This is a genomic window from Nocardia carnea (assembly GCF_029869215.1).
Classification (GTDB): Bacteria; Actinomycetota; Actinomycetes; order Mycobacteriales; family Mycobacteriaceae; genus Nocardia; species Nocardia carnea_B.
In genome coordinates this window covers 1-2,537 of record NZ_JARWPM010000226.1, presented here as the reverse complement: position 1 = coordinate 2,537, position 2,537 = coordinate 1, and the positions used below count along the sequence as shown (strand labels likewise).

Below are 2,537 nucleotides of genomic sequence, written 5' to 3'. Positions count from 1 at the left end.
CCCCCCCCCCCACCCCCCCCCCGCCGCGCTCCCCCCCCCCCCCCCCCCCCCCCGGCGCAGTTCAGATGCCGAGGACCAGTTTGGCGGTGGTGAAGTAGATGATCAGGCCGGTAGCGTCCACCAGGGTGGTGACCATCGGGGCCGACACCACCGCGGGGTCGATCCGCAGCCGCTTGGCCAGCAGCGGCATGGTGCCGCCGATGGTCGCGGCCCACGCGCAGATCAGCACGAGCGTGACCCCGACGACCACCGCCACCCGCGGCCCGACGAACAAGGCCCCGATTCCCAGACCGACCACGGCCAGCATCGACCCCAGCACCAGGCCCACCCGGCATTCCCGCCAAATCACCTTGAACAGGTCGCCCCCGCGCACCTCGCCCACCGCGACCGCGCGCACACAGGCGGTGGCGGCCTGGGCGCCCGCATTCCCGCCGGCACCGATCAGCAGCGGGATGAACAGCGCCAGCTGGGCGGCCTGCTCGAGGGTGGCCTCGAAGAAACCGGTGACGCTCACCGTGAGGGTCGCCGCGACCAGCAGCAGCATCAGCCAGAGGGCGCGATAGCGGGCGAGCTGGAAAACGCCCGCGGCCATGTAGTGGCCTTCCCAGGGCGCCGAACCCGCCTGCTTCGCGACGTCCTCGCTGTCGGCCGCTTCGATCACCTCGACGGCGTCGTCGATGGTGAGCAGGCCCACCAGCCGGTCCTCGCTGTCGACCACCGGCAGGTTGATGTCGTTGGTCTCGCGCATCAGGCGCGCGGCCTTCTCCGCCGAATCGGTGGCACGGACGAACGCCGGTTCGGTGACCACCAGCTCCGCGACCATCGTGTCCGGACCGCTGAGCACCAGCTCCCGCAGTTCGACGATGCCCTGCAACCGGCGGCCCGTATCGACCACGGGCAGGGTGTACACGGTTTCGGCGTTCTCGCCCTTGGCCCGCACGGTGCGCAGGGCGTCGGCGACAGTGAGGGTGCCCGGGATCGCGACGACCTCGGGCGACATGTACCGCCCGACCGACCCCTCCGGGTAGCCGAGCAGTGCCGCGGTCATCCGGCGCTCGCGCGGGCTCAGCCCGGCCAGCGCCTTCTTCGCGACCTTGGCGGGCGCTTCGCGCAACATGCGGGCGCGATCGTCGGGGGCCATCCCCTCGACGAGTTCGCGGAAGCTCTGATCGCGCAGGCCCTGCAGGATCTGCTGCTGGTCGACGGGTTCGAGTTCCTCGAACACCGCCAGGGCCAGGTCTTTGTCCAGGAGCCGGAACGCCACCCCGGCCTCGACCGCGCCCATGCGCGCGAGCTCGTCGGCGATGACGTGCGGCGGATGATTGTCCAGCCAGTGCAGCGCGGCGTCCACGCGGTGGCTTTCGACCACGTCCTGGAGGGATTCCGACAGCGTCGTCGGCGCTTCGATGAGTTCGATCTGCGACATGAGAGGTCCTCGGCACAGCGTTGATTTGCGAGTGATTCGAGTGAAGTCACACCGCGAGGCGCCGAGCCGGGCCGCTCCGCCGGCAGGAACTGCTAGCGGAAACGCGGACGGACGGCGCCGCGCGGCCTTCGACTGGGAGGTTCGCTGCGCATGGCAACACCACCTCCTTCTCGGTCGCCGCCGCGCGCTGGAGCGCGCCGCTCATCCGGATCAATAGTCTGTGAATGCCAACGCATTCCTGTGCAGGATACATCCACCGGCGGGGATGTTCGCATCGCAACGTTCGTCACACGGCGTTTCACATTCCCGGGCGTGTCGAGCGGGCTGGACGGCTGTCCGCCGGCCGTTGGTGGGTGGAGATCAGATCGGCGCGGAATTCCACCACCGGTCCACCAGGTCGCGGCCGGAGTTCCCGCCGTATCCGCGCACCAGACAGGGGGCGCGAATACCGTCGTCGAAGATCGCGACGAAGCCACCGGAGGGGGTGCCGTCGGGTGCGGGCAGGTCGCCATAGGCGATCTGCCCGGTACCGGAGGCGCGCTCCCAGCGCTGCCGGCCGGTCGCCGTCACATCGTCGGTCAAGACAGGGTCGGTCACCGCGTTGCGATCCGCGTTGCACCGCACCATGAGCACGTGCAACGGGTTCTTGTCACCGTTGCACGAGAGTTTGCTCTCCCCGGTCGCCGGGCGGCTCAGGTCCGCCGGGCGATTGTTGCTGTCGACCGCGAAACAGCGGATCCCGCCGTAACCGGATTCCTCCGGTGCCGGCGGCAGCAGTCCGGGGAAGGCGTTCACCACATAGGTGTGGCTGCCCCAGCCGGCCACCGGCGGGGCGGAGGTCGCGGTGGTGGCGGACGGTGTCGCCGACGATGCCGCGACACCGGTACCCGGGGTATCCCGTGTCGATACGACGACCAGCACCACTGCCAGTGCCACGGCCACCAGGAGCACACCCGCCGCCACCGCGGCCCGGCGGATCCACCGGGGCGCCGGCTCCGCGGCCGCGGTGGGGGGCCCCCGGCCGGGCCCACCGTCGGCGGTGTGGTGGCACGGGTGGGTGCCTACGGCGGTGGCCGCCGGCCGCGGATCGCCGCCGGCCCCGGGCGGGCGG

The 2,537-nt window shown here is 71.1% G+C and carries 1 protein-coding gene and 1 pseudogene; both read right to left on the bottom strand.

Annotated features, from left to right (window positions below; translation table 11 throughout):
* Positions 1–61: 61 nt before the first annotated feature.
* Entirely contained in the window at positions 62–1,426 is a 1,365-nt protein-coding gene (gene mgtE / locus QH276_RS15735; RefSeq protein WP_280406788.1) for a magnesium transporter, read from the bottom strand.
* A 360-nt stretch (positions 1,427–1,786) separates the two neighbouring features.
* Positions 1,787–2,537, bottom strand: a pseudogene (locus QH276_RS15730) (hypothetical protein); the annotation flags it as partial.

What these genes read in the sequence shown, in the direction of transcription:
- mgtE (WP_280406788.1), bottom strand. Translation starts at nt 1,426, where the DNA reads ATGTCGCAGATCGAACTCATCGAAGCGCCGACGACGCTGTCGGAATCC.